General features: G+C 72.2%; 19 protein-coding genes and 1 pseudogene. 10 read left to right on the top strand and 10 right to left on the bottom strand.

Going from position 1 to position 21932, the window contains the following annotated elements; translation table 11 throughout:
* Positions 1-18: 18 nt before the first annotated feature.
* The 4 genes from ACH34T_RS22360 to ACH34T_RS22375 form a co-directional block, all read right to left on the bottom strand.
* On the bottom strand, positions 19-1002 hold the full coding sequence (locus tag ACH34T_RS22360; RefSeq protein WP_395994143.1) for a phosphotransferase family protein: 984 nt from the start codon (positions 1000-1002) through the stop codon (positions 19-21).
* Complete coding sequence (locus ACH34T_RS22365; RefSeq protein WP_395994144.1) at positions 999-3464, bottom strand: hypothetical protein; 2466 nt, start codon at positions 3462-3464, stop codon at positions 999-1001. The genes ACH34T_RS22360 and ACH34T_RS22365 overlap by 4 nt, the downstream gene beginning before the upstream one ends.
* A gap of 154 nt (positions 3465-3618) precedes the next feature.
* A complete protein-coding gene (locus ACH34T_RS22370) occupies positions 3619-3813 on the bottom strand; it encodes a DUF397 domain-containing protein (RefSeq protein WP_395994145.1) in 195 nt (64 codons plus the stop codon).
* Positions 3810-4622: a helix-turn-helix transcriptional regulator gene (locus tag ACH34T_RS22375; RefSeq protein ID WP_395994146.1), complete on the bottom strand. Its 813-nt coding sequence runs from the start codon at positions 4620-4622 to the stop codon at positions 3810-3812. Before ACH34T_RS22375 ends, ACH34T_RS22370 begins: the two co-directional genes overlap by 4 nt.
* A 108-nt stretch (positions 4623-4730) precedes the next feature.
* Between ACH34T_RS22375 and ACH34T_RS22380 the strand changes: the two genes are divergently transcribed.
* Positions 4731-5156, top strand: a complete 426-nt coding sequence (locus ACH34T_RS22380) for an ATP-binding protein (RefSeq protein ID WP_395994147.1) — start codon at positions 4731-4733, stop codon at positions 5154-5156.
* 191 nt (positions 5157-5347) lie between these two features.
* On the opposite strand, the gene ACH34T_RS22385 is transcribed toward ACH34T_RS22380, so the two are convergent.
* From ACH34T_RS22385 to ACH34T_RS22410, 6 genes are all read right to left on the bottom strand, one after another.
* Complete coding sequence (locus ACH34T_RS22385) at positions 5348-5611, bottom strand: helix-turn-helix domain-containing protein (RefSeq protein ID WP_395994148.1); 264 nt, start codon at positions 5609-5611, stop codon at positions 5348-5350.
* Between the two features lie 20 nt (positions 5612-5631).
* Positions 5632-5952, bottom strand: coding sequence for a helix-turn-helix transcriptional regulator (locus ACH34T_RS22390; protein WP_395994149.1), 321 nt, complete (start codon positions 5950-5952; stop codon positions 5632-5634).
* Entirely contained in the window at positions 5949-6575 is a 627-nt protein-coding gene (locus ACH34T_RS22395; RefSeq protein ID WP_395994150.1) for a hypothetical protein, read from the bottom strand. The genes ACH34T_RS22390 and ACH34T_RS22395 overlap by 4 nt, the downstream gene beginning before the upstream one ends.
* A 575-nt stretch (positions 6576-7150) precedes the next feature.
* Entirely contained in the window at positions 7151-7870 is a 720-nt protein-coding gene (locus ACH34T_RS22400; RefSeq protein ID WP_395994151.1) for a DUF6082 family protein, read from the bottom strand.
* A 14-nt stretch (positions 7871-7884) separates the two neighbouring features.
* Positions 7885-8490: a DUF6879 family protein gene (locus tag ACH34T_RS22405; protein WP_395994152.1), complete on the bottom strand. Its 606-nt coding sequence runs from the start codon at positions 8488-8490 to the stop codon at positions 7885-7887.
* Positions 8483-8617, bottom strand: coding sequence for a hypothetical protein (locus ACH34T_RS22410; protein WP_395994153.1), 135 nt, complete (start codon positions 8615-8617; stop codon positions 8483-8485). The genes ACH34T_RS22405 and ACH34T_RS22410 overlap by 8 nt, the downstream gene beginning before the upstream one ends.
* Before the next feature lie 517 nt (positions 8618-9134).
* Between ACH34T_RS22410 and ACH34T_RS22415 the strand changes: the two genes are divergently transcribed.
* The 9 genes and pseudogenes from ACH34T_RS22415 to ACH34T_RS22455 all read left to right on the top strand — a co-directional run bounded on the left by ACH34T_RS22415 (position 9135) and on the right by ACH34T_RS22455 (position 21895).
* The gene (locus tag ACH34T_RS22415) at positions 9135-13400 is read left to right on the top strand and encodes an AAA domain-containing protein (RefSeq protein WP_395994154.1); all 4266 of its coding nucleotides are present in this window, start codon (positions 9135-9137) and stop codon (positions 13398-13400) included.
* Between the two features lie 11 nt (positions 13401-13411).
* Positions 13412-16531 carry a BTAD domain-containing putative transcriptional regulator gene (locus ACH34T_RS22420; RefSeq protein WP_395994155.1) on the top strand — a complete coding sequence of 1040 codons (3120 nt, stop codon included), beginning with the start codon at positions 13412-13414 and terminating at the stop codon, positions 16529-16531.
* 67 nt (positions 16532-16598) lie between these two features.
* Positions 16599-18146: an MFS transporter gene (locus ACH34T_RS22425; protein WP_395994156.1), complete on the top strand. Its 1548-nt coding sequence runs from the start codon at positions 16599-16601 to the stop codon at positions 18144-18146.
* Positions 18147-18246: 100 nt separating this feature from the next.
* A complete protein-coding gene (locus ACH34T_RS22430; protein WP_395994157.1) occupies positions 18247-19173 on the top strand; it encodes an SPFH domain-containing protein in 927 nt (308 codons plus the stop codon).
* A 12-nt stretch (positions 19174-19185) separates the two neighbouring features.
* Complete coding sequence (locus tag ACH34T_RS22435; RefSeq protein ID WP_395994158.1) at positions 19186-19449, top strand: hypothetical protein; 264 nt, start codon at positions 19186-19188, stop codon at positions 19447-19449.
* A 2-nt stretch (positions 19450-19451) separates the two neighbouring features.
* Positions 19452-20078: a GPP34 family phosphoprotein gene (locus tag ACH34T_RS22440; RefSeq protein WP_395994159.1), complete on the top strand. Its 627-nt coding sequence runs from the start codon at positions 19452-19454 to the stop codon at positions 20076-20078.
* Between the two features lie 182 nt (positions 20079-20260).
* Complete coding sequence (locus ACH34T_RS22445; RefSeq protein ID WP_395994160.1) at positions 20261-20962, top strand: lysophospholipid acyltransferase family protein; 702 nt, start codon at positions 20261-20263, stop codon at positions 20960-20962.
* A gap of 84 nt (positions 20963-21046) precedes the next feature.
* Positions 21047-21409, top strand: a pseudogene (locus ACH34T_RS22450) (ATP-binding protein); the annotation flags it as partial.
* Between the two features lie 81 nt (positions 21410-21490).
* Positions 21491-21895 (top strand): ankyrin repeat domain-containing protein, encoded by a 405-nt coding sequence (locus ACH34T_RS22455; protein WP_395994248.1) that lies wholly within the window; start codon positions 21491-21493, stop codon positions 21893-21895.
* The last annotated feature ends 37 nt before the right edge of the window (positions 21896-21932 follow it).

The following is a 21932-nucleotide window of genomic DNA, read 5'->3' on the forward strand; positions in this document are numbered from 1 at the left end:
CCCGCCCGCGTCCGCTGATCATCCAGCGCGCAGAGCGGCCTCGACGGTGCGGGCATCGATCAGGTCGGGCTGGTCCCAGTGCCGTCTCGCCGCGTTGACCTTCGCGGTCATCGTTCTGATGAGCTGATCCTCCGGGTACGGATAGGGGCCGTTCCGCGCGAAGAGCTGCGAGTAGCGGACCGAGTCGACGATCACCGACTTGATCCGCTCGTGGGTGAGGTAGGCGGCGATGTCCCGCCTCCAGCTGGCCGTGTGCTCGCGCGACGAAACGGAGACCCAGCGCTCGATGAGCGTGTTCTGTTCGCTTGGCAGGTACCCCATCTTGTGGAGGTGCACGGCGAGGTCGTAGACGGGGTCGCCCCAGAGCGCCAGCTCCCAGTCGAGGAACGTGGTCGTGCCGCCGCCGACGATCATGTTCCGGCGGTGGACGTCGGCGTGGACGCAGGTGAAGGGACGCGCGGTGAGGCCGCGCCAGAGGTCGCCCACCGGGGCGAGGGGGTCGGCCGGGATGGCCAGCGCGGCGAAGAGATCGGCGTACTGGGCGCTGTAGGTGTCGTACACGCGCTGGGTCAGGGCGGACAGGCGCCGCGCGAACGCGGTCGTGTCCCCGTCGGCCGGCCAGGACTCGGGGACGTCCGGCAGCCGGGGAACGCGGGCGAGCTGGACGAACAGCCGGATGACGTCGTCCAGCACGTGGGCGGGAACGGCGACGCCGCGTGGCGCCACGTCGTTGAGCACATCGCCGGCGATGAACTCGTGCACTTGGAACGGCGGGTCGGCGGACGTGTGCAGCACGCGCGGGGCATGCCGGACGTGCGGGGAAACGGCGGTCAGGACCCGGTCCTCGCGCCACGGCCGCAGATCCATCATGTCGGCGCCGCGGATCGGGATCCGGACGATGACCGGCCCGTCGGGGGTGTCGACGCGGATGTTGTCGTTGTAGTACCCGGTCGCGGAGTCGCCGTGCGCGCGCGCCCGCTCGTACAGTTCCCGCCAGGTCACGCACCCTCCAGCAGTGCCGTCACGAGTTCCCCCGCCCGGATCTCCAACGATGCAAGCAGGCCGGGCGGCCGGATCTGGGCGCGGGCGCGACCGGTCACCTCGCCGATGTCGTCGCCCGCGGCGTCCAAGGCGTCCAGCAGAAGGCCGCCGACCATGATCAGGGTGGGGTAGACCTCGGCGCCGACGAGTTCGGCGACCGCCCAGCGCGCGGACGCGGCCGCCCGGGCGGGCTCGCCGGTGCGGGCGTGCAGGAAGGCGCGGAAGAGTTCCGCGCGGGCCCGGCCCGAGCGGTAGCGCGCCCGGTCCAGGGCCTCGGCGGCCGTCTGGAACGACGCCGCGGACGGGGCGTGCTGCCCGAGGCGGAGCTGGGCGACGGCGAGCGCGGTGTAGGCCTTGCCGATCTCATGGTGGGCGCCCAGCTCGGACTGCGTCTTGATGGCGTCGGCGGCGAGATCGATGGCGCTCGACGGGTCGGTCCAGGCCAGCAGTTCCGCCCTGTTGGTCTGGATGTTGGCCTGCTCGATCACGGCGCCCGCCCGCTCGTAGAGGTCGGACGCGGTCTCCAGGGCGCGGCCGGACGCGTCGAGGTCGAACGCGAACCGGTGCCCGAGATGCTGGAGCCGGGCCACGTCGCCGCGAAGCACGAAATCGTCGTCTGGCGCATCGGCGAGGATCTGCTCGGTGATGGAGAGCGAGTCGTCGAAGCGGCCCTGGCACATGTCCAGGTCGGCCACGCAGAAACCGGCCCGCAGACGGACGGGACCGGCATGCTCGTTCCAGATCCGGCGGAAGAGGTCCTGGGCTTCGCTGGTGGCGCCCGCGATCCGCCGCCCGTGCGCGCCCGCGAGCGCCAGACGCGCTCCTGGCGTGTCGTGCAGGGACCAGTCGATGGACGGGGTGAGCCGCGTGGCGGCCTCCGCGTCCCCGAGCAGGACCGCCGACTCGGCGTCCAGGCAGCGGGCCGTCTGGGCGAGCTCGGCGCTCCCCTCACCGGCGTCCAGGTACTCGCGCAGGTCGCGGGCAACGCCGTCGACTCCCTGCTTGCCGCCGTACAGCATGGCGCGGTCCGCGTACGCCAGGATGTCCGCGCCGGTGAAGGCGCCGCCGTGCAGGCCGCAGAACGCCGCCTCGCGCACGGCCCGCACTTTCGTGGCGACCCCGTCCTCGGCGGTCTGGTCCTGTGCGGCACGGGCGTCCCACACGTCCTTGAGAAGGGCCTGGACGTCCCGGACGGTCTCCTGCGACAGCCGCTTGTACAGCGCCGCCTTCATGAGCTGGTGCAGGCGGTTGCCCCGAGTTCCGGCCGGATAGACGAAGGAGTACGCCGTCAGCGACTCCCACGCCATCCGGTGCCGGGGCAGGTCGAAGGCGTCCGCCATCGCCTGGAAGATCTCGAAGTCGAAGAGGCGGGTGACGCTCAGCAGTTCCAGGGTGCGGATCTCGTCGGCGGCGACGTGGGTGAGGAAGCGGTTCAGGATCTCCTCCGACGACACCGCGGCGGACTGGCGCGCCGTCGTCCGGGTGTCGACGGCCAGGTGCAGGTAGAACGGGAGCCCCTGGCTGGCGGTCGCGATGGCGTGGCGCGCCGCCTCGTCCGCGATGCCGCCGCCGGCGAGAAGCTCAAGCCGGGCCTCCATCGGCAGCCCGTCCACCCTCTGGACGCGGACCACCTCCGCCCATCCGGGGTCGTGCGACGCCCAGCCGAGACGCTCACGGCTCGCCACGACCACGACCCCGCGGTCGAGCTGGGCGATCAGATCCCGGAGCCAGACGTCCTGCGCGGCGGACCGTCCGGCCCGCGCCGGGGCGGGGACCAGCGCCTCGTAGGCGTCCACGAAGACGACGTAGGAACGGTCGGAGCCGTCCCGCAGGTCCTCGGCGAACAGGTACGTCACCGCGTCGGCCAGCTCGGCGTTGGTCAGGTCGTCCAACCGGCTGAGCGTTTCGTCGGCCTTGATCCGGTGCCGCTGCCGCATCCCGGTCGTCGCCTTGCCGAGCAGGCGCAGCAGCCCGACGCCGGTGCCGAAGACCGGCACGCCCGCCGCGCCGTCGAGGATCTGGGAGAGCGCCTCGCTCTGGTCCACGAACGGAAGGTCACGCGACGACAGCCGCAGGTGCGGATGCAGCCGCTGCCACAGCACGGCGTAGGCGATGTCGAAACGGTCGAACTTGACGCCCTGCCGTCCGAGTTCCACGCGCAGGACCGCGAGGGCGTCCTCCTGCTGCCGCATCGCCGGGACCTGGAGGTCGATCGTCGCCGTCCGGCACGTCTCAGCGCAGCGCTGCCTGAGCTCCTGCAGCAACCGCGACTTGCCGATGCCGCCGACCCCCACCACGTTGAACACGCGAGGGGCTTCCAGGTGGTCGTCCAGCAGTTCGCCGAACGCGTCCATCACCTGTTCCCTGTCCACGAACGGCCGGTGCAACGCGGCCACCCGCCGGAAACGAGGTTCGAGGGGCATGACACGACTCCCGAGGGCGAGGATGAATCTCTCCGCCCGGCGGGGACGGACGGCAACAAGTCCCAAACCGACGATAACGGCTCCCCGTCCCCATTCACTGCCGGTCTCGGGGCGAGCGTCCGAGCCGCCCGCCCCGAGACCGGACTCAAGTCGGCTAGACCCGGTCGAGCAAGCCCTGCTTGATCCGTCCCACCAACACCGCGAATTCCGCACCGGTCACATCAAGCCGCCCACCATTCGGATCCTTGGAGTCCCTGATTGCAACGCCGCTGATCAGGTCGCCGACCTCGACGCACACTTCGTCGGTGGAAGCACCGCTGTACGAGCTCTTGCGCCAGGTGATCGTCATGCGAACTCCTTCATGATCTGTTCGATCAGGGCACGGGAATCGCCCTCGGACAAGGCTTTCGCCCCGATCAGTTCGAAGTCTAGGGCGATCTCGCGAACCTCCGTAGGGTCCTGAACCAGCCGGCCACCGTGGAACGCACTGGTGTAGGCGACGTCTCTGCGCTCCAGGCTCATGACCTGGAACGGCCCGTTCAGCCCGAGGTGCCAACCGGCCGATCGGGCGATGATCCGGATGCTTATCCTCGGACGCTCGCCCAGCTCCAGCAGGCGCTGGAGCTGGGCACTCATGACGTCGGGCCCTACCACCGGACGGTCCAGCGCGTCCTGGTCGAGGAGAATCATGATCAGGGGGTGATCCTCCCTGCCGGTGATCAGCTCCTGTCGCGCCATGCGCTCCGCGAGCGCCTTCTCGATGTCGTTGACGCGCGCCATGGATAGGCCAGCGCGAGCGTAGCCCGCTGTCTGGAGAGGAACGGGAATGATCTGTCCCTGGTAGATGCGGAGGACCTTGGCCATCACCTCGTACTCGATGGTCTGGCGGAACCAGTCCGGACTGTGGAGCGACCGCGCGAACGTCAGCAGGCGCTCGAAGTGCCCTCCTGTCTCCCATGCCTTGTCGAGGGCCCTGGCCTGGTCCAGGTCGATGCAGGCCCGGCCCGCCTCCAGGTTTGAAACGTGGGATCGGACGCAGTGAATGATCTTGCCGACCTGGGTACCGGTGATCCCTCGTTTCTGGCGGTAAAACCGCAGGTCGTAGGCCAGCCAGGCGTAGAGCGAGGACGCTGGATCGAGCTCGTCCGCTGCACTCATCGACATCTCCCGGGGGTTGAGATGTTTACGAATACAGCCCACTCTAGTCACCGGTGGTGATCCTGGAGGCACGAATCGTGAAACCTTCCAGGAAGGGGCGGGCGAACGATGATCGCGACGCCGAACTGTCTGGTGGTCCCGATGCCGGCCTCGAAGGCAGCGCCGGGCATGGCACGCCAGCTCACCCAAACACGTCTGTACATGTGGGGCTATGAGCACATTTTGGACGATGCATTCCTTATCGCATCGGAATTGCTCACCAACGCCGTGGCCGCCACGCCCGGCAAGGAGATCCGGTACCAGTGCAGCCGCGACACCGCCGGTGTCCTCATCGCCGTGTGGGACTCCAGTCCGGACGTTCCGCGGCCACGGCCGGTGGCCGACCTGACGATCGACCCCCTCGACGACTCCGAAGAGGGGTGGGACGACACCGGCGGCCGGGGGCTCCCCATCGTTGCGGCCCTCTCCATCGAGTACGGCCACACCCCCGACCCGTCCAACGGCAAATGGGTCTGGGCCCGCCTCAAGCCATGATCCCGGCACGACCGGACCGAGGCGCACCACCCGACGGCGGGCGATGCGCCGCGCGGCGTCGGATCGTCCGCCGAATGTTCAACAAGGCCATATCCACGACGCAGAACGGCCCCTGGCGTTCGCCAGGGGCCGTTCTGCGTCCTCTCACGACGAATCTTGTGAGCGGCGCACCGCAGGGTGGCGGTGGCCGGTCAGGCTTGGCGTTGTTGAAGGTCGGCGAGGTATTCGTTGAGTTGAGCAGGAGTGATCCTGCGTGCGCGTTTCCGGATGAGCAGCGACTTGAGTTCACCGGTCCGCAGCAGCGCGAAAACCGAATCACGGCTGATACCGAGGCAGTGTGCTACGTCCATGACCGTGAGGAGACGTTCCGGCGGCAGGTCATGGTGTGCCTCGTCCCCATCCGGGTGTCGTCGGGTTGCGATGTGGTTGCGTTCGCGGTCTGCATTGTCGGTCACCTTCCTCTTTTCGTGGGTGCTCAACCCGTCCGGGCGGCGAAGTCCGCACCGTCGTCCACGTGGTCGCCGTAGACCGGGACGGCATCAATGTGCAGCGCCTTCAGGAGCCCGGCGGTGGGGACCTGGTAGCGGTGGCCCAACCTCATGACCGGGCAGGGGAAATCATGGCGGCGCACGAGTTTGTAGGCCGTGCCGATACTGATGCCCAGAGCGCGCCCGGCGGTCCGCAGATCGACGACTGTCGGCAAATCGAACAGCTCGGGAAAGGTCACGGGAATGACGTGGCCCGGCCGTTTCCCGGATAGCGGGCCATCCGCGCCCGTTACGGGCGTCATCGTCATGCCGCGTCTCCCCTTACTCGGCGACGCAGCGGAAGGGGATGGCCGGGGTCGGCCGGGGCGGCGTCGTTCCGGACCAGGAGGTACCCGGCCAGGCGGCCCTCCGCGCGAGCGCGACGTTGCCGGCATGCGTGATAGCGAAGACCCATACGCTCGGCGATCGCGCCGAGACGCTCGCCTTCGATACGCGTCCGGTTGATCAGGTCGGCCTCGGATACGGAGGGAACGCCTTCATGGACGGCCTCGACGAGGGGCCGGATGTCATGGTCCTGCAGTTCCCGCTCCGCCGCGATCAGAGCGAGTTCCTCGCTCGGGATCTCCCGCTCGTCGCGGGAACGCGCCCGCCAGGCGCGACGGAACGTCGACCACCACAGGAAGGCGCCGACCTTGGCCCGCCCGGCGTCCACGTCCCGCAGTTCCTCGAGGAAACCCGCGACGACTTCGGCCTCCATCTCCCCAAATCGGCTGCCGGTGCCGCGGGTGAGGCGGCTGACGATCTTGCGAAGTCCGGGGAGCATCATCCAGACCGCTTCGAGTTGCCACCGCTCGTCCCCGCCCTGCGCGAGGGTCACCAGTTCGGTCCACACCGCGTCCTGGAGGTCGGACGGCGTGTCGCGGGCGAGCATGAGCGCACGCGCCCGGCCGAGTTCCAGCGGACCGTCGTACCCCTGGTGCCCGGTGAGCGCGAGGGTCGACTCCCGGAATTGAGCTTCGATCGCGTCGAGAAGACGCCCTGAACGCGACTCGGACAAATCTACCTCCCACCATCTGCGGAGAAGGCGACCTCGTCGCCCGGCTCCGTCAACTTCTCCTCTGAGAGAAGGCAGCGGTTCGGAGGCAGAATTTAACAGCGACCGAAAGAATTTTGAAGACAATCATCCGGCAGGCGGGACATGCGCGTCCAGCAAACTAGCATTTGATGCATAAATCGACAGAAGTTCGCGCGCATCTGCGGCGATCTCGGCGGAGGAACGACGCTGCAACGCCACCGAATCGGCGGCCCGGCTCGGCTCGGCATCACTGTCGATAGGTTCAAGCGGGGTGGCGGCCGCAGCGTTCCGGTAGACGATGCGCGCCTGAGAGAGTGGTCGATGTCGAGGGTGCATCGGCAAAAGCGCAACGAGCCCGCTCCCTGCATTTCGTCGTGGCGACCCGCGCCCGCGACACCCTCCTCATCACCCCGAGCCAGTTCTGGGCGGGCTCAGCGTCCGGGTCCCTGGCGTGTCCGGCGGGTGAGCGCGCGGGCGAGCATCGCGGTGAGGGCCGCCACCGCCGCCGCACCGGCCATGAGCGTCCAGGGACGGCGGGAGCGGGAGCGGTCGGGTGGCGGCTCGGGAGCCCCGCTGTACTCCTCATCGAGGATCTGGTGGAAGCGGCGGGCGCGCTTCGTCTCCGAGGTGCTCATGCGTACCTGGCGGGCTTCGCGCCAGTAGGCGCGTCCGGGGCGGGCGCTGAACATCTCGCGGGAGATGGCTCGCAGGCGCGTTTCAGGAAGTGCCTTCGTCTCGAAGGACATCTGCCATTCAGAGATGATCATGTTGATGTACATGAGCTGGCGCCTGGCCTTGCGGTCGTCGTCCGGCGGTACCGGGCCCCATGCCTCATCGAGGTCGGGGTCGTCCATCGCCATTTTGAGCAATTCGGCTATCGCGATGCGCCGCGCCTCTTCACGTGCGATCTTCGTTTCACGCGCCTGGAACATGAGGGTGGCCACGATTCCGGCCAGGGCGACCGCGGCCACGAGCGCCGATGCCGCGCCATAGGTCTGGCCGATGAAGCTCAGCCGTTCCCAGCGGGCGGTCGGGCCTTCGAACGCGCGCAGCGCCCACGGGGAGGCGCCGATGAGGCCGACGACCACAAGGGTGAGGAGGCTGAGGCTGAGATTTCTCAGCCTCCTACGGCCCATGCGAACGGACGGCATCCATGAACAATAGTTCAGACCGCGGGCGCCGGTAGCGTGGCCACTTCCCGCTCAAAGAAGTCGAGCAGCGATTCGCCCTTGCCGAACAGGCGGGCGATCTCCGCCGCGGCCGTGCTGATCGTGTCGGGAACGCTGATGCGTTTGGCTCCGTTCGGCGTCCAGTCCGGCAGATAGCGGACTTCGTACAGGACGCGCCCGCCGATGACCACGACCTCGGGCACCTGGCGCTGGATTTCGAGCGACGCGAGTTCGGCGGCCGGGAGCACGCTCAACTCGAAACCCGCCTCCGCGAGCATCCGCAGCGCGTACAGCTCCCACTGGACGTACGGGGTCAGGGGACGCTCGACCACGCGGACGCGCTTGATCTTCAAGCCCTGCCGCCTGTTGCGGAGGGCCTCGGCGCGCACGGCCTCGCGGTCCTGCTCAAGGAGGTCCAAGGCGCGCTGCCAGTCTCCGGAGGAGAAGGCCTCCCAGCTGGGATCGTCCACCTCGCGGAAGGTCTGGGAGCGTTCGAGTTTCCAGACCACGCCCCGCAGACCCGCCGCCTGACGGGCGAAGTCACCGTGGTAGGCCGCGTGATCCAGCTCGTCGCCAGGGATCTCGGGAATCCGGTCAAGCATCTCTGATTTCCGGTTTGGCGGCGGCGAGCAGGCGACCGGAGATGATCACCAGGCGCTCGTCGGAGCCGATGCGCACGCCCGGCGGGAGCCGATCGCCGTACGCGTCCGTGGCGTCGCGGCCGATCACGGCGATGTCGCCGTTGTCCAGCTCCCAGATCTCCGGCAGTCCTGAGTCGTGCGGCTGTCTCCCACCTCGGCGGCCGTCTTGCCCAGCCGTCGCTGGAACCCCGCGCCGTGATCGGCTTCCCACGGTCTGGCCATGATGTGACTCACTTCCAGTCGCTGGCGTCAGCAGAAATTTCCCACGGGAATGAGAGAGCGACAAGACTTGTCTAAAACGTCCAGTCGGAGGTGAGTTTGCATGCAAAGGTCGATTTGGACAGCCGAAATCCCGGATGGGATGACGATCAGCGCTCCTCGCTCGTCAGCGGCTTTGCCGCATATCCACCCGCTCTTTGGAAGTCCGGCGGACGCTTTCCAAAACTGCATCGGCCCGGATTCAGGGGGCCTCTTCCGGTCAGTCGAGTGACGAGCGCGACCAGGGGTCCACGGCCGATGGCGCGGACGGCAACCGAGGTGGGTCGGCGTGCGTCCCATCTGGGCATGCTTTACGGCGTTTAAGGTGAAATGAGAGTGATGCCGGGGTGTCGGTAGGCAGGGACGTGGTGATGCGGGAGCGGATCGGGCATCTTTATGACTATCTGAGCGCGCTTGCGCAGGAGGTTTACGCCAAGCCCGTCCGGCATGTCGGGGAGCATGATGTGGCTGCTTCGCCGGACGAGTTGCCTGCCCATCCCGCGGTGCGTGTCGGGGCGGCGGCCGGGGACGCGTGGTTGCGTGTCGGGAAGGTGCCGAAGCCGCTGCCGCCCGGGCTTCCCTTTGAGCTGCGTGAACTGTTCCGCGGCGTGGTGCGGGACGATCCGTACGTCCCGCCGGAGGTTCCGGATGATCTCGTCTCGGACGACGTCGCCGGTGCGTTCGAGCGGTGGCGGGAGAGTGTGTGGGCGCCTTGGGCGGAGGCGGCGCGGGACGCCGTCGCTGCGCGGCAGCTGTACGAGACGTTGTTCCGGCTGCGGCAGCGGATGCGGACGGACGAGGCCACCCATGAGCTGGTGTGGGGCCACGGCGTTCTGGGGTGGAGGCAAGGTGGGCACCGCGTGTGCCATCCGCTGCTGATCACGCGGGCTCGGATCGCGTTCGACGAGCGGTCCGGTGAGATCTCGATCGTGCCGGACGGGCTCCCCGCACTGGAGCTGGACTGCCTGCAAGGCCTCGGCATCGCCGGGCTCGACCAGCTCAACGCGGTCGTGGAGCATGTACGGGACACGGCCGTCGATCCGTGGGCGCGGGACGAGACACGTGCGCTGTACCGGCGGATTCTCGCGCCGCTCGGGCTGGACGACCGGCTCGACGAGGGCCCGGGGCTGCCGGAGGCCGGAGACGCGCCGGTCGTCGCGGCGACGTGGCGGTTGTTCGTCCGCAGGCGCCGGGTGATGTTCCTGCGGTTCTTCGAGCAGCTCAAGGCCGCCGTCGCCGATGGAGAGCGGCTGCCCGCCCCGATGGTGGCGCTCGCGGCCGGGGAGGACGCGGCGCGGGAGGCCGTCGCGGCCGGGGACGCGGATTGGGCGCCGGTCGCCGAGCGGCTGCTGCTGCCCCTCGCCGCGAACGACGAGCAGGAGCAGATCGCCCGCAAGCTCACCCGGCACAGCGGCGTGACCGTGCAGGGCCCGCCCGGCACGGGCAAGAGCCACACCATCGCCAACCTCGTCTCGCATCTGGTCGCGCACGGCAAGCGCGTCCTGGTCACGGCGCACAAGGATCAGGCGCTCGCCGTTTTGCGGGAGAAGATCCCGGCGGAGCTGCGGGACCTGTCGCTGGCGGTGCTGGGGGCGTCGTCGGCGGATCTCACGGAGTTGCAGCGGTCCGTCCAGGCGATCACGGCGGCGGCCGATGGCGTCGATGAGGAGCGGGAGGAGCGGGCTACGGCCGCGCTCCGGGAGAGGCTCGACCAGGTGCGGGGGGACGTGGCGCTGCTGCGCAAGCGGCTCCGCGAGTCGCTGGAGCGCGAGCGGCAGAGCCTGGAGGTTGGCGGGTTCCGGCGGACGGCGGCGGAGGTCGCCGAATGGCTGGCCGAGCACGAGGACGAGCTCGCCGAAGTCCCCGATCCGCTCACGACCGCGTCCGAGTGCCCGCTGGACGTGCGCGAACTCACCGAGCTCTACACGCTCGCCGCCGGGATCGGGCGGCAGGACGCGGTCGCCGCGACGCTCGACCTGCCTCCCGCCCGGCGGCTCCCCGCGGGCTCCGGTCTCACCGCCCGGTGGGACGAGCTGCGCAGGCTCGGCGAGATCCTGGCCGGGCTCCAGGAGCACGGTGCCGATCTCGGCCGCGTCGACGGGGTCGGGCCGGACGAGTTGGCGGCGCTGGCCGAGGAGTGCGGGCACGCCGCCCGGACGCTCGGGACGCTGCAGGAGCCGTGGGTGGCGCGGCTGCGGGGACAGGTCGTCCAGAATCCGCGGTGGCGCGAGCTGTGGGCGGGGCACGCGCGGCGGCTGTCCGAGGACACCGCGGAATGCGGGCGGCTCCGCGCCACGATCGCCGGGTCGCTGATCGAGCTGTCGGCCGCGCCGTATCGGGAGACGCTCGCGCTGCTGGAGCAGGCGCGGGCGCGTTTCGCCCAGGGCAAGCGGGTGTCGCCGCTGGTGCAGCGCGGGCTCGCCCAGTTCCTCAGGACGACGCGGCTGGACGGCGAGCCGCCGCGGACGGCCGCCGACATCGACAAGATCGCCGCGTTCGCGGAGCTGCGCAGGCGCCGCGAGACGGCCGCCCGGCTGTGGCACGAGGAGCTGGTCGCGGCGCTCGGCGCGCCCGTCCCGCCGGGCGAGGGCGCGGTCGAGATCTGGATCGACGCGGAGGCACAGAAGATCCATGCCGCGCTGGCCTGGGAGATCGAGCACTGGCCGCGGCTGCGTTCGCGGCTGGCGCGCGTGATCACGGACGACGCGGTTCCGGCGCGTCCCGTCCCGGACGATCTGCACCGGTTCGCGACCGTGCTCGGCGGGTTGCAGGCGCGGGTCCGGCAGCGGCAGGTGAACGCGGATTTCGAGTCGCTGGCCGCTTTCCTCGGTGAGGCCCGGGGACGGGACGGCGCCAGCCCCCTCTGGACCGACCTGGTGAACGCGCTGGAACGCCGCGACGCCGGGCCCTGGGACGCCGCGCTCGCGACCGCGGCACGGCTGGCGGCGTTGCGTCCCCAGGTGGAGCGGCTCAACGAGCTGCACGGACGGCTCGCCGCCGTCGCGCCGCGGTGGGCGCGGCGCATCCTGGAGACCGGCGGCGACGGCTGCGGCGACCCGGCGCGGCTCGATTCGCTGTGGCGGTGGCGGCAGGCCGAGACCTGGCTCCGCGAGATCATCGACGCCGACGACCTCGGGCAGGTGCAGCGGCGCCTGGACGAGGTCCGGGAGGAGCAGCGCCGCCTCACCCTGGAGCTGACGCGGCGGTCGGCGTGGCTCGCGATGAAGCGGGGACTCGGGGACACGCAGCGGCAGGCCCTCGTCGGCTGGCTGCAGACGCTCCGCAAGATCGGCAAGGGCACGGGCGTCAACGCGAACAAGTGGCGCGCGGAGGCGCGGCGGCTGATGCCGGAGGCGATGGGCGCGGTCCCGGTGTGGATCATGCCGTACTACCGGGTGGCCGAGTCGTTCGACCCCGCCGCCGCTCCCCCGTTCGACGTCGTCATCGTGGACGAGAGCAGCCAGTGCGACGTGTTCGCCATCGGGCTGCTCGGCCTCGGCCACAAGGTCGTGGTGGTGGGCGACGACAAGCAGATCAGCCCGTCCGCCGTGGGCGTCCGCCGCGACCGCGTGGACGAGCTGATCCGCACCCACCTGCCGGACTTCCCCAATGCGCTGCTGCTGGACATGGAGTCGAGCCTCTACGACGCGTCCGCGCGGCTGTTCCCGGGCGTGGTGCGGCTGCGGGAGCATTTCCGCTGCCTGCCCCGCATCATCGAGTTCTCCTCGCAGCACTACTACGGCGGTGAGATCCAGCCGCTGCGCGAGGAGGCCGCCGACCGACTGCCGGGGCCCGCCGTCCGCGCCGTGCACGTCCCGGACGGCGTCCGCCGGGACCTGGCGATCGGGAACGTCAACGAGGCGGAGGCGGACGCGGTCGTCGACCAGGTCGTCCAGTGCTGCTCCGACCCCGCCTACGACGGCCGGACCATGGGCGTCATCTCCCTGCTCGGGACGAGCCGCCAGGCGCAGCTCATCGACGAGCGGCTGCTCGGCAAGCTCGGCCCGGAGGAGTACGAGCGCCGCCTGCTGCGCTGCGGCGACTCCTACAGCTTCCAGGGCGACGAGCGCGACGTCGTCTTCATCAGCGTGGTGTCGGACGGGGAGGGCGCGCCGTTCACCGCCCGGCGGTACGAGCAGCGGATCAATGTGGCCGCCAGCCGCGCCCGCGACCAGATGTGGGTGTTCCACAGCGTCCAGCCGCACCGGCTGCACCCGGAGGACCAGCGGGCGAAGCTGATCCGCTACGCCGCCGACGGGCAGCGCTCCGCCGATCTCGCCCGCGACCTGGAGGCCCGCTGCGAGTCCGAGTTCGAGCGCCGCGTCCTGCGGATGCTGCTGGCACGCGGCTACGTCGTCACGCCGCAGCATCCCGTGGGGAACCTGCGCATCGACCTGGTCGTCCGCGGCGGCGGGCACAAGCTCGCGATCGAGTGCGACGGCGACAAGTTCCACGGCCCCGACCAGTGGGAGGACGATCTGCGCCGCCAGGCCGTCCTCGAACGGCTCGGCTGGCGCTTCTGGCGCGTCCGCGGCAGCGTATTCCACCGCGACCCGGAAACCGCGATGTCCCCGCTCTGGCCCCTGTTGGACTCGCTCGGCATCAAACCGTGAAGAATCGGGGTATGCGGTTTGGCGTTCTGGGGCCGGTGGAGGTTCGCGCCGGCGGGGCGGTCGTGCCGGTGGGCGGGCCCACGGTGCGGGCGCTGCTGGCGATGCTGCTGCTGGACGCGGGACGGGTCGTCCCGGCGGAGCGGCTCATCGACGGGCTGTACGGGGAGGTGCCGCCGAGCGGGGCCGCCAACGCGTTGCAGTCGCAGGTGTCGCGGCTCCGGCGGGGGCTGGGGGACGCGGGGATCGTGGAGGGCCGTCCGGCCGGGTACCGGATCGTCGCCGACGGCGATGACGTCGACGTCCACCGGTTCGAGCGGCTGGCGCGGGACGGGCGCCGGGCGCTGGGCGAGGGGCGGTACGGCGCGGCGGCCGAGGCGTTCGAGGAGGCGCTCGGGCTGTGGCGGGGGGCGGCGCTGGCCGATGTGAGCGCGCCGTTCGCGGAGGCGCGGGCGGCGCGGCTGGAGGAGGCGCGGGCGGCGGTCGTGGAGGGGTGCGCGGAGGCGCGGATCCAGGGCGGGGACGCCGAGGCGGCGGTCCCGGCGCTGCGCGCGCTGGTGGACGCGCAGCCGCTGCGGGAGCGGGCGCGGGCGCTGCTCATGCGGGCGTTGCACGGGTGCGGGCGGCAGGCTGAGGCGCTCGCGGTGTTCGAGGACGGGCGGCGGGCGCTGGCGGAGGAGCTGGGCGCCGATCCGTCGCGGGAGCTCGCGGACGTGCACCTGGCGATCCTGCGGGGCGAGCTCGGCGGGGCGGCCGCCGGCCGGGGCGGGGCCGTCAGGGCGAGTCTTCCGGCGCAGCTCACGAGCTTCGTGGGGCGGGAGGAGGAGCTGCGGCGGGTCGGGAAGATGCTCGCGGACGGGCGGCTCGTCACGCTGCTCGGGCCCGGCGGGGCGGGCAAGACGCGGCTGGCGGTCGAGGCGGCGGGACGGGAGGGTGGCGACGTCTGCTTCGTCGACCTGGCGCCGGTCGGGCCGGACGAGGTGGCGAAGGCGCTGCTCGGGGCGCTCGGGCTGCGGGAGGGCGCGATGCGGCCGGTGCAGGGCGAGCAGCCGGACGCGGCGGAGCGGCTGGTCACGGCGCTGCACGGGCGGCGGACGCTGCTCGTCCTGGACAACTGCGAGCACGTCGTCGAGCCGGTCGCGAAACTCGCGCACCGGCTGCTGAGCGCGTGCCCCGAGCTGCGGGTGCTGGCGACCAGCCGGGAGGCCCTCGGGATCACGGGCGAGGCGCTGCGGCCGCTGCCGCCGCTGGAGCTGCCGCCCGGCGGCACGCGGGCGGACGAGGCGGCGGCCTATCCCGCGGTGCGGCTGTTCCTCGACCGGGCCGAGGCGGTGCGGCCAGGGTTCGCGCTCGACGACGGCAACGCCGACGTAGTGGTGGGGATCTGCCGGGCGCTGGACGGGCTGCCGCTCGCGATCGAGCTGGCGGCGGCGCGGCTGCGGTCGCTGCCGGTCGGCGAGGTCGCGACGCGGCTGGACGACCGGTTCCGGCTGCTGTCGCGCGGCGACCGGAGCGCCCCGCCGCGGCACCGGACGCTGCGCGCGGTCGTCGAGTGGAGCTGGGCCCTGCTGGACGAGGCGGAGCAGACGCTCGCGCGGCGGCTCACGGTGTTCGCGGGCGGGTTCACGCTGGAGGCCGCGGTGGGCGTCTGCGCCCTGGCCGACGCGGACGAGCTGGTCGCGGAGCTGGCCGACAAGTCGCTGCTGCACGGCGACGGCGCCCGGTACCGGATGCTCGACACCGTCCGCGCGTTCTGCGCGGAGCGGCTCGCGGAGGCCGGTGAGGCGGACCGGTACGAGCGGGCCCACGCCGAGTACTTCCTCGGCCTGGCCCGGCGCGCCGACCCGCACCTGCGGGGCGCGGAGCAGCTCGACTGGCTCGGGCTGCTCGCCGCCGAGCACGGGAACCTGCACGCGGCGCTGCGGTGGTCCGTCCGGCGGGACCGGGAGCTCGGGCTGGGGCTGACGGCGTCGCTGACGTGGTACTGGTGGCTGCGCGGCCGCGTGGAGGGCTCGCCGCTGGCGTCGGAGCTGCTGGACGTGATCGGCGACGACGTGCCGGAGGGCCTTGAGGAGGAGTACGTCCTCTGCGTCACCACCGCGGTGTCGGGCGGCGCCAGGGGCGAGCGGGCGGTGGCGCTGCTCGACCGGGCCGAGGCGCTCCTGCGCCGCGTCCAGCGCCCGCTGGCCTATCCGGTGGCGATCGTCATGTGGGCGCTGACGGCCGGGCCCGACCGCACCGACCACGAGATCTTCGCCATGCAGGTCGGGGACGACCCGTGGTCGCAGGCGCTGGTGCGGATGAGCGACGTGTTCCTCGCCCAGGCCGACGGCGACGTCGCGGAGATGGAGCGGGCGGGCGCGGACGCGCTGCGCGGCTTCCGGGCGTGCGGCGACCGCTGGGGCATCGCCAACTCGCTGGACCCGCTCGCCCAGGCGGCCGGGCGGCGCGGCGACCGGGAGCGGGCGCTCGCGCTGCTGGACGAGGCGGTGGCGCTCATGGAGCAGCTCGGCGCGCTCGACGACACGGCCGACCTGTGCTACCAGCGCGGCTTCGTGCACATCCTCGGCCGCGACCTGGACGCGGCCCGCGCCGAGTTCGAGCGCGGGCTCGACCTGGCCCACCGGGCCGGCACCCCCGACAAGATCGCCGGCGGGTACCAGGGGCTCGGCGAGGTGGCGCGGCTGCGCGGAGACGCCGCCGGGGCGCGCCGGCTGTACGAGACCGCGCTGACCGGCTACGCCTCCGAGCGGTTCATCGCCGGCGCCGTGCGGGGCGCGGCGCTGGTCGGGCTGGGCTGGGTGGCGGCGGCGGAGGGCGACCACGCGCGGGCGCGGGAGCTGTTCTTCGAGGCGTTCGACCTGTCGATCGACCATCCGGTCTTCATGTACCAGTCGATGGCGGGGGTCGGGCTGGCGGGCGCGGCGGTCGCGGACGGCGACGGCGGGCGGGCGGCGGCGCTGCTCGGCGCGGCGGCGGCGCTCCAGGGCGTCCAGATCGCCGGAGACCCGGACACGGAGCGGGTGTCGTCCGGGGCCCGCGCGCTGGTGGGCGACGCCGCGTACGAGGCGGCGTTCGCGGAGGGCGCCGCGCTGCCGCGCGATCAGGCCCGCGCCCTCCTCGCCGCCCGCTGACGGGTGGGGGCCGGGCTGTCAGCGGACGGTGCGGAGACGGTCAGCGCCCGCCGCGAACGTGGCGGGCATGAACACCTCGGCCCGCAAGTGGGGCACGTTCGCGATCTGCCTCCTGGTCGCGCTCGTCCCGAACATCGACCTCACCGCGCTCAACCAGGCCGTCCCGCACCTGAGCGCCGACCTGCGCCCCTCGTCCACCCAGATCCTGTGGATCGCGGACGCCTACGGGTTCGCGCTCGCCGCGCTGCTGATCACCATGGGCGGCGTCGGCGACCGCGTCGGGCACAAGAAGCTGCTGCTGATCGGCACCGCGCTGTTCGCCGCCGCGTCCGCCGTGACCGCCTACGCGCCGAGCGCGGAGCTGCTGATCGCGGCCCGCGCCGTGCTGGGCGTCGCGGGCGCGACGCTGATGCCGTCGTGCCTGTCGCTGATCCGCCGCGCGTTCACCGAGCCGAAGGAGCGGACGATGGCGATCGGCGCGTTCATGGGCGTCGCCGGGCTCGCGGTCGGGCTCGGGCCCGTCCTCGGCGGCGCGCTGCTCGACCACTTCTGGTGGGGCTCCGTCTTCCTGATCAACGTGCCGATCATGGCGGTGGCGCTGGTCGCGGGCGCGGTCGTGCTGCGGGAGTCGCGGGACCCGGTGCCCGGACGGCTCGACCTGCCCAGCGTGCCGCTGTCGGTCGCCGGCGTCGTCGGCCTCGTGTACGCGATCAAGGAGGCGGCGGTGCACGGCCCGGACCAGGCGCGGATCTACGCGGCGGCGGTGGCGGGCGTGCTGGCGCTGGCGGCGTTCCTGGTCCGGCAGACGCGGCTGGACGAGCCGCTGATCGACGTCCGGCTGTTCCGGAGCGCCGCGTTCACCGGCTCGGTCGCCACGAACATGTTCGCGATGTTCGCGCTGGTCGCGCAGTCGCTGATCTTCTCGCTGTTCTTCCAGCTCGCGCTGGGCTGGTCGCCGCTGAAGGCGGGCCTCGCCGGGCTGCCGGGCGCGGCGGGGGCGATGGTCGGCGGCGCCGTGCTCGCGGCGCCGCTGATCGGCGTGCTCGGGCGGGCCCGCGTCGTCGCGGCCGGGATGCTGCTGGCCGCCTGCGGTTTCGCGCTGTACCTGACGTTCGGGCTGCACACCTCGTACTGGGCGATGATCCCCGCGATGCTGCTGGGCGGGATCGGGATGGGCATGGGCCTCACGGTCACCGGCGACACCGTGCTGGCGACCGTCCCGAAGGACCGCTCCGGGGCGGCGTCGGCGATCTCGGAGACCGCGATGGAGCTGGGCGGCGCGCTCGGCATGGCGATCCTCGGCAGCGTCCTGAACGCGGTGTACCGGAACGTGCTGGACCTGCCGGCCGGCGTGCCCGCACCCGCCGAGTCCGCCGCCCGCGACTCCCTCGGCGCGGCCCTGCAGACCGCCGCGCGGCTCCCCGGCACGCTCGGGACCCAGGTCGGCGACGCCGCGCGGGAGGCGTTCGTGGACGGCATGCACGCCGCGCTCGTGTGCAGCGCCGGGTTCGCCGCCCTGGTCGCGGTCTTCGCGCTGGTCACGCTCCGCAACGTGCCGAAGGTGATCCCGGAGTCGGCGGAGGACGGGGAGCCCGGCCTGGTCACCGCCCCCTGAACCAGGGACCCCCGCGCCCCGGCGCCGTGGTCCCGGGCTAGGAAAAGTGATATCACTTTGCTAGATTGGTGATAACCAATGGAGGCGAAGGGGGACGGCGATGGCAGAACCGGCGGCCAAGGTCGAGATGCCGCGACCGAAGATCGAGGAGCGGCCGGCGACGGACCGCGGCGGGTGGGCGATGCTCGGGCTCGCCCTGGCGCTGATCCTGCTCGCCGCCGCCGTGGTGCTGGCGGGCGTGCTCGTGGGCGTGGCGGGCGGCGGGGGCGTCGCCATCGCGGCGGGCGCCGTCGCGGGGGCGCTGCTCGTGCTGGCCGGGCTGGTCGTCGCCGCAGGCCTGACGGCCGTCGCGCCGGGCGAGGCCCGGGTGCTGCAGCTGCTCGGACGGTACTACGGCACCGTCCGCACCGACGGACTCCGCTGGGTGAACCCGCTGACCGAGCGGCAGCGCGTCTCGACGCGGATCCGCAACCACGAGACGGGCCACGCCAAGGTCAACGACCTGGACGGCAACCCGATCGAGATCTCCGCCGTGGTCGTGTGGCAGGTCGCCGACACCGCGCGGGCGGTGTTCGAGGTCGACGACTTCGTCGAGTTCGTGGCGTTCCAGACGGAGGCGGCCGTCCGGCACATCGCGGGCAGCTTCCCCTACGACGCCCACGACCGGACCTCGCTGCGCGAGAACGCCGACGAGATCACCGCGCAGATGTCGGAGGAGCTGGCGCAGCGCGTCGCGTCCGCGGGCGTCGACATCATCGAGTCGCGGATCACGCGGCTGGCGTACGCGCCGGAGATCGCGCACGCGATGCTGCGCCGGCAGCAGGCAGGCGCGGTCGTCGCGGCGCGGACGCGGATCGTCGAGGGCGCGGTGGGCATGGTGCAGCTGGCGCTGGACCGGCTGGCCGAGGAGCACGTCGTCGACCTGGACGAGGAGCGCAAGGCGACGATGGTCAGCAACCTGCTGGTCGTGCTGTGCGCCGACCGCGACGCCCAGCCGGTGGTGAACACCGGGAGCCTCTACCAGTGACCGCCCCTACCAGTGGCTGAGCGCAAGAAGATCCTGCTGCGCCTCGACCCGGCCGTGCACGACGCGCTGGCACGGTGGGCCGGGGACGAGCTGCGCAGCACCAACGCGCAGATCGAGTTCCTGCTGCGGCGGGCGCTCGGCGACGCGGGCCGGATGCCCGGGTCGGCGGGACGGATGCGCGGACGGGGACGCCCCCGCAAGGCGGGGACCGAGCACGAGGACGAACACGAGCACGACCCGCCCGGCCCGGAGCGCGGCGGCGGGAGCGAGGACTAGCCATGGTCGATGTTCCGGAATCGCTGCCGGCGCGGATGTTCCTGCTGGCCTACGACACCACCAAGCACAGGATGACGGAGCGCGGCGCGCGGCTCGGCTACGTGCTGCGCGCGGCCGCCCTGACCGAGCTCTACCTGGACGGCAGGCTCGGCGAGGAGCGGCGCAGGCCCGTCCCTGGGACGCCGGGCGAGGACCCGTACGGCGTGCTGGCGCAGATCGCGGCGTCGCGGCCGCGGTCGTGGCAGCACTGGGTGCGCAAGGACGGCAAGGCGCTCGTGGGGACGGTCCGGGACGAGCTCGTCCGCGGGGGCTGGATCCGGGTGCGGACGCGCAAGGTCTTCGGCCTGTTCCCGCGCGAGGAGATCACCGTCAAGGACCCAAGGGTGGTGAAGACGCTGTGGGGCGGGGCGTCGTCCGCGCTGCGGGGGCGTCCGGTCGCCCATGTGAACAGCTACGACGCGGCGGCGGTGGCGCTCGCGGCGGCGGGCAGGCTGAAGACCGTCCTGCCGGGACCCGACCGGCGGCGGCACAAGCGGCGGATCGACGAGCTGACGGCGCGGACGGGTCCCGCGGCCGCGGCGGTCCGCCGGGTGATCGGCGCGGAGGACGCCGCCGCGGCCGCCGGCTGACGACCGGGCGAACGGGCGAACGGCGAACGGCCGCGAGCGCGGGGCTCCCACTCGGGCTCCCGTGCGAGCCGCCGCGCGGGCTTCCCGCGCCGCAAGTGCGGGCCCCTACAAGGTCGGGCGGCCCGAACTTGTACCGGGCGCCAGCCGCGGCCGGGAACGCGCCGACCATAACCTCGACGTACATGGAACCCGAGCGCCTGATCTACCCGCTGCTGAAGCACGTCCTCATGGGACCCGCGATGCGCGTCGCGTTCCTGCCCCGGGTCAGCGGCCTCGCGCACGTCCCGCGGATCGGGCCGGTGATCCTGGCGGCGAACCATCTGGCGTTCCTGGACTCGTTCGTCCTGCCGCTGATGGTCCCGCGGCGGGTCCACTTCCTCGGCAAGCACGAGTACTTCATCGGGACGGGCGTGAAGGGCCGCGCCGTCGCGACGCTCTTCCGCGGTCTCGGGGCCATCGCGGTCGACCGGTCCGGCGGGCGGTCGGCGGCCGCCGCGCTCGACACGTCGGCGGCGGTGCTGGAACGCGGCGGCGTGTTCGCGATCCATCCGGAGGGCACACGGTCGCCGGACGGCCGGCTGTACCGGGGCCGGACGGGCGTCGCGCGGCTCGCGATGCGGACCGGCGCGCCCGTCGTGCCGGTCGCGATCGAGGGCACCGACCGGGTGCAGCCGCTGGGGCGGGCCGTCCCGAAGCCCGGGCGGATCGGGCTGCGCATCGGCGAGCCGATGGGCTTCGGCGGGCGGGACGACGGCGTCCCGCGCGGCAAGGCGGCGCGGCAGGTCACCGACGAGATCATGGAGGCGATCCAGCGGCTGTCGGGCCAGGAGTACGTGGACGACTACGCGCCCGCCCGTCCGGCCCCTGACCCGCCCGGCCGCTGAAGCCGTCCGGGCCCCGGGCGGTCCGATGTTTGAGGGCGGCCGGAAGGGCACGAACATCAGGGACGGAACACGGACGGAGAGGACGTGGAGATCAGCATCGACCTCCAGTTCCCCCGGGACGCGGCGAGCGTCCCGGCGACGCGGAGGCTGCTGGACGCGGCCCTGACCGCCCTCGGCGTGGAGCCCGGGATCCGCGGCGACATCGAGGTGATGCTGACCGAGGCGTGCACGAACGTGATCCAGCACGCCGCGAACGGCGCCGGGTACACGGTGCGGACCACGATCCAGGACCGCCGCTGCGTGATCAAGGTGATCGACTCGGGGCACGGGTTCGACGCCGAGGCCGTCCCGGACCCCGGACCGGCGGACGAGCGGGGCCGCGGGCTGCTGCTCATGCGGGCGCTGGCCGACGACGTCCGGTTCCGCTCGCTGCCCGAGGACGGCGCGCTCGTCGCCCTGGAGAAGCACCTGCGGTACGGGGAGGACAGCTTCGGCGGGCTGCTCACGGCGGACAGTAGTGTTCCGCTCATGACCGAGGCCGATCCGGAGATGGAAGAGCTCGCGACCCGGCTGTTCGAGATGGCGCGCGGCGGCCGGACCGCGGAGCTCGCCGAGTACGTCGACGCCGGGGTGCCGGTGAACCTGTCCAACGACAGGGGCGACACGCTGCTGATGCTGGCCGCCTACCACGGGCACGCCGGGACCGTCCGGGCGCTCGCGGCGCGCGGGGCCGACCCCGAGCGCGCCAACGACCGGGGCCAGCGGCCGCTCGCCGGCGCGGTGTTCAAGAAGGAGCCGGACGTGGTGCGGGCCCTGCTCGACGCGGGCGCCGACCCGCGGGCCGGGTCGCCGTCCGCCGTCGACACGGCGAGGATGTTCGGCAACGCCGAGTTCCTCGCCTGGTTCGACGAGACGCCTCCCCCGCCCGCCTGAGCCGACCCGCCGACCGCCCGGCCGTCAGCGCCGCCGG

The organism is Actinomadura sp. 9N215, from assembly GCF_044326345.1.
Taxonomy (GTDB): domain Bacteria; phylum Actinomycetota; class Actinomycetes; order Streptosporangiales; family Streptosporangiaceae; genus Spirillospora.

What these genes read in the sequence shown, in the direction of transcription:
- ACH34T_RS22390 (WP_395994149.1), bottom strand. Translation starts at nt 5,952, where the DNA reads ATGACGATGACGCCCGTAACGGGCGCGGATGGCCCGCTATCCGGGAAA.
- ACH34T_RS22455 (WP_395994248.1), top strand. Translation starts at nt 21,491, where the DNA reads ATGACCGAGGCCGATCCGGAGATGGAAGAGCTCGCGACCCGGCTGTTC.
- ACH34T_RS22365 (WP_395994144.1), bottom strand. Translation starts at nt 3,464, where the DNA reads ATGCCCCTCGAACCTCGTTTCCGGCGGGTGGCCGCGTTGCACCGGCCG.
- ACH34T_RS22375 (WP_395994146.1), bottom strand. Translation starts at nt 4,622, where the DNA reads ATGAGTGCAGCGGACGAGCTCGATCCAGCGTCCTCGCTCTACGCCTGG.
- ACH34T_RS22445 (WP_395994160.1), top strand. Translation starts at nt 20,261, where the DNA reads ATGGAACCCGAGCGCCTGATCTACCCGCTGCTGAAGCACGTCCTCATG.
- ACH34T_RS22395 (WP_395994150.1), bottom strand. Translation starts at nt 6,575, where the DNA reads ATGCTCGCCCGCGACACGCCGTCCGACCTCCAGGACGCGGTGTGGACC.
- ACH34T_RS22380 (WP_395994147.1), top strand. Translation starts at nt 4,731, where the DNA reads ATGATCGCGACGCCGAACTGTCTGGTGGTCCCGATGCCGGCCTCGAAG.
- ACH34T_RS22440 (WP_395994159.1), top strand. Translation starts at nt 19,452, where the DNA reads ATGGTCGATGTTCCGGAATCGCTGCCGGCGCGGATGTTCCTGCTGGCC.
- ACH34T_RS22425 (WP_395994156.1), top strand. Translation starts at nt 16,599, where the DNA reads ATGAACACCTCGGCCCGCAAGTGGGGCACGTTCGCGATCTGCCTCCTG.
- ACH34T_RS22420 (WP_395994155.1), top strand. Translation starts at nt 13,412, where the DNA reads ATGCGGTTTGGCGTTCTGGGGCCGGTGGAGGTTCGCGCCGGCGGGGCG.
- ACH34T_RS22405 (WP_395994152.1), bottom strand. Translation starts at nt 8,490, where the DNA reads ATGCTTGACCGGATTCCCGAGATCCCTGGCGACGAGCTGGATCACGCG.
- ACH34T_RS22430 (WP_395994157.1), top strand. Translation starts at nt 18,247, where the DNA reads ATGGCAGAACCGGCGGCCAAGGTCGAGATGCCGCGACCGAAGATCGAG.
- ACH34T_RS22370 (WP_395994145.1), bottom strand. Translation starts at nt 3,813, where the DNA reads ATGACGATCACCTGGCGCAAGAGCTCGTACAGCGGTGCTTCCACCGAC.
- ACH34T_RS22400 (WP_395994151.1), bottom strand. Translation starts at nt 7,870, where the DNA reads ATGCCGTCCGTTCGCATGGGCCGTAGGAGGCTGAGAAATCTCAGCCTC.